This window comes from Streptosporangium sp. NPDC000396, from assembly GCF_042898655.1.
Lineage (GTDB): Bacteria > Actinomycetota > Actinomycetes > Streptosporangiales > Streptosporangiaceae > Streptosporangium.
This window is the reverse complement of record NZ_JBIAZA010000076.1, coordinates 1-3,288: the sequence shown is the minus strand read 5'-3', so window position 1 is coordinate 3,288 and position 3,288 is coordinate 1. Positions and strand designations below refer to the sequence as shown.

The following is a 3,288-nucleotide window of genomic DNA, read 5'->3' as shown; positions in this document are numbered from 1 at the left end:
ACCGCTCCGCGGTCAACCCCGCCCGGCCCGCATACCCCCGCGCCAGCCCCGGCCCCGCCACATACAGCTCCCCCACCACCCCCGGCGGCACCGGCTGCAAAAAACCGTCCAGCACATAAACCTGGGCTCCCCGAAGCGGAGACCCGATCGGCGGAGTCTCACCGGGGGTAAGGGGACCGCTCATCGTCGCGGCAATCGTGGCCTCGGTGGGACCGTACGCGTTGATCATCATGCGTCCGGGAGCCCAGCGGGTCACCAGTTCGGCTCCGCAGGCGTCTCCGCCGACCACCAGGGTCCTCAGGTCCGGCAATGGAGCTTCGGGCACGCCTGCGAGGGCGGCCGGGGGGATCAGTGTGTGGCTTATCCGTTCGCCCTCCAGCACCTGGGCCAGCTCCGCCCCGCCGTACACACCGGAAGGCGGGATGACGAGGGTGGCTCCGGCCGCGAAGGCCATGAGCATCTCCATGACCGAAGCGTCGAAGCTCGGTGAGGCGAACTGGAGCACCCGGCTGTCCGAGCCGACCTGGAGCCGGTCGATCTGCGACGCCGCGAACGCGGCGATGCCCTCGTGGGTCACGACAACACCCTTGGGGCGTCCTGTGGAACCCGAGGTGTAGATCACATAGGCGGGATTCTCCGGGGCGAGCCGTACACCCGGGTTCTCCGGCGAATACCCGGACAGGTCCGCACCGGCCAGAAGCGCCTCGTCGACGACTACCGACGGAGCGGCGTCGGCGAGCATGTAGGCGACCCGTTCGGCCGGATAGCCCGGGTCCACCGGCAGGTAGGCGCCGCCCGCCTTGACCACGGCCAGCGCCGCGACGACCAGGTCCGCAGAGCGGGGAAGCAGCAGCGCGGCCACCCGCTCGCGCTCGATGCCGCGCTCGGACAGAAACCGTGCCAGCCGGTTGGCCCGGCGGTTGAGCTGGTCGTAGGTCAGCGCCGTCCCGCCGTCCACCAACGCGACGGCGTGCGGGTGCCGCGCGGCCGTGGTCTCGAAGATCTCAGGCAGCGTACGGCGAGGCGCCGGGCCGCCGGTGTCGTTCCACTCCTCGACGATCTGGCTCTGCTCGGCCGCGTCCAGGATGCTGAGCCGTCCGACGGGGGTGTCCGGGGCGGTGACCAGCGTGGTGAGCAGCAGCCGCAGGCGCTCCAGCAGCCGCCGGGCCTGAAGCCCGGTGAACAGGTCGGGGCGGTGGTCCAGCCTCAGGGTGAGGCGGTCGCCGGGGATGGCGGCGAGGGCGAGGGGGTAGTGATGGGCATCCGTCGAGCCGAAGCCCGTCAACCGGATGTCGCCGAGGGAGGCCTCTGCCGCCGAGGGGTCGAACGGATAGTTCTCCAGCACGGTGACCGTGTCGAACAAGAGGCCGCGGTGGATCTCGGTCAGGCCCAGGTGATGGTGGGGCAGCAGTTCGGCCTGCTCATCCTGGAGACGCTCCAGCAGTTCCCCGATCGGCTCCTCAGGACGGAGCCGGACCCGGACCGGCACCGTGTTGATGAACAGGCCGATCATGCGCTCGACACCGGGAAGCTCCGGCGGGCGACCGGAGACGATCGCGCCGAAAACGACGTCGTCGCGTCCGGTCAACCGGGACAGCAGCACTCCCCACAATCCCTGCAGCACGGTGTTGAGGGTGACCCCACGGCGGCGGGCCAGCTTGGTCAGCGCGGTGGTCAGCTCCACGTCCAGCTCGATGCCGACCTTGTCCGGTGTGATGGGCGTGACCGCGGCGGGTGCGATCAGCGTGGGGTCCTCGACGCCGTCGAGGGAGCGGTCCCACGCTCTGCGGGCGGCAGCACGGTCCTGGCGGGCGAGCCAGGCCAGATAGCTCTTGTACGGCGGGGCGGGCGGCGCCTCCGCTCCCAGGTAGAGCGCGAACAGTTCGGTGACGAGGAGAGGGGTGGACCAGCCGTCGAGCAGGATGTGATGGTTGGTGAGGATCAACCGATGCCGGTCCGGCGCCAGCCGTACGAGGACGAACCGCATCAGCGGCGGCGAGGCCAGGTCGAACGGACGGGCCCGTTCCTCGGCGGCCACCTCGTCCGGATCGGCCGAGTCGACCTCCCGCCATGACGGCTCAACCCGGTGCGGGATCACCTGGACCGGCTGGCTGAGGTCCTCGTGCCAGAAGGCCGCGCGCAGGTTGGGGTGGCGTTCGAGCAGCCTGGCCGCGGCGGCGCGGAGGACGGGAACGTCCAGCGGGCCGGTGAGGTCGAGGGTGACCTGGGCGGTGTAGACGTCGTGCTCGTCGTGGAGCGCGTGGAAGAACAGACCCTGCTGCAGCGGCGAGAGGGGAAGAATGTCCTGAACCTGCGTCATCGCTTCTCCCAGGCGGCCTGGATGCGGTCAATCTCGTTCTGGTCCAGGTCGACCAGAAGATCGCTCGGCGTGTAGCCCCCCGAGCCGTGGGTGGCCAGCGCGTTGAGTGCTTCGAACCAGGTCTCGGCCAGCTCCGTTACCTCTGCTTCGGTGAGCACTCCTCCTGGCCATGACCAGGTGGCCTCCAAGTGGGGGCCGTCGGGCCGGTCATGAGTGATCACGTTGATCTCCAGGGCGTGTGCCACTGGCATCGCGGGGTCGTGACCGGGAAGTTCGGCGGGGACCAGATTCCAGTCGCCCTCGGCGACCGTGATCCGTCCGAGGTAGTTGAACACGATCCGCGGCTGGGGCAGTTCGGCCAGCTGCGCGGCGGTGTCCTGGTTGAGGTAGCGGAGCAGGCCGTACCCGAGAGGGTTGGGCACCGCCCTGAGCTGTTCCTTGACCTTCTTGAGCGCCTGTGCCACGGCTCGCTCGTCGGCCCAGCCGGTGGTGCCCGGGTCGAGCCGGACCGGATACATGGTCGTGAACCAGCCCACGGTCCTGGACAGGTCCACCCCGGGGAAGATCTCCTCCCTGCCGTGCCCCTCCAGGTCGACCAGGATCGAAGTACCCCGGCCACCGTGTCTCCTGCGCCAGTGGGCCACTGCCAGGGCGAGCCCGGTGAGCAGCACGTCGTTGACCCGGCCGTGGAACGCGGCGGGAAGAGTGGTCAGCAGAGGTTCGGTCCGGTCGGGAGGCAGGGTGAGGCGAAGCCTGCGCAGTGTCGAGACGGTGTCGACGGTCGGGTCGAGGGGCCTGCGGCCGATACGCGGATCGGGCCCGTCCAGGATTCCGGCCCAAACCTCCAGTTCCCCGGCCCGCTCTCCCGCCTCGTCCCGGAGACGACGCGCCCAGGTGCGAAACGACGTACCAACCCGGCCGAGCTCCGGCACGACCCCTCGCGCCAGCGCGTCCCATGCGGCAAACAG

At 70.0% G+C, this 3,288-nt stretch carries 2 protein-coding genes; both read right to left on the bottom strand.

The annotated features are described in order from the left end of the window. The coding region (locus ACFY2X_RS47190) for a condensation domain-containing protein (protein ID WP_389951995.1) at positions 1-2,320 on the bottom strand (2,320 nt) is incomplete at its 3' end. Continuing rightward, the coding region (locus ACFY2X_RS47185) for a condensation domain-containing protein (RefSeq protein ID WP_389951992.1) at positions 2,317-3,288 on the bottom strand (972 nt) is incomplete at its 5' end. The genes ACFY2X_RS47190 and ACFY2X_RS47185, both read right to left, overlap by 4 nt.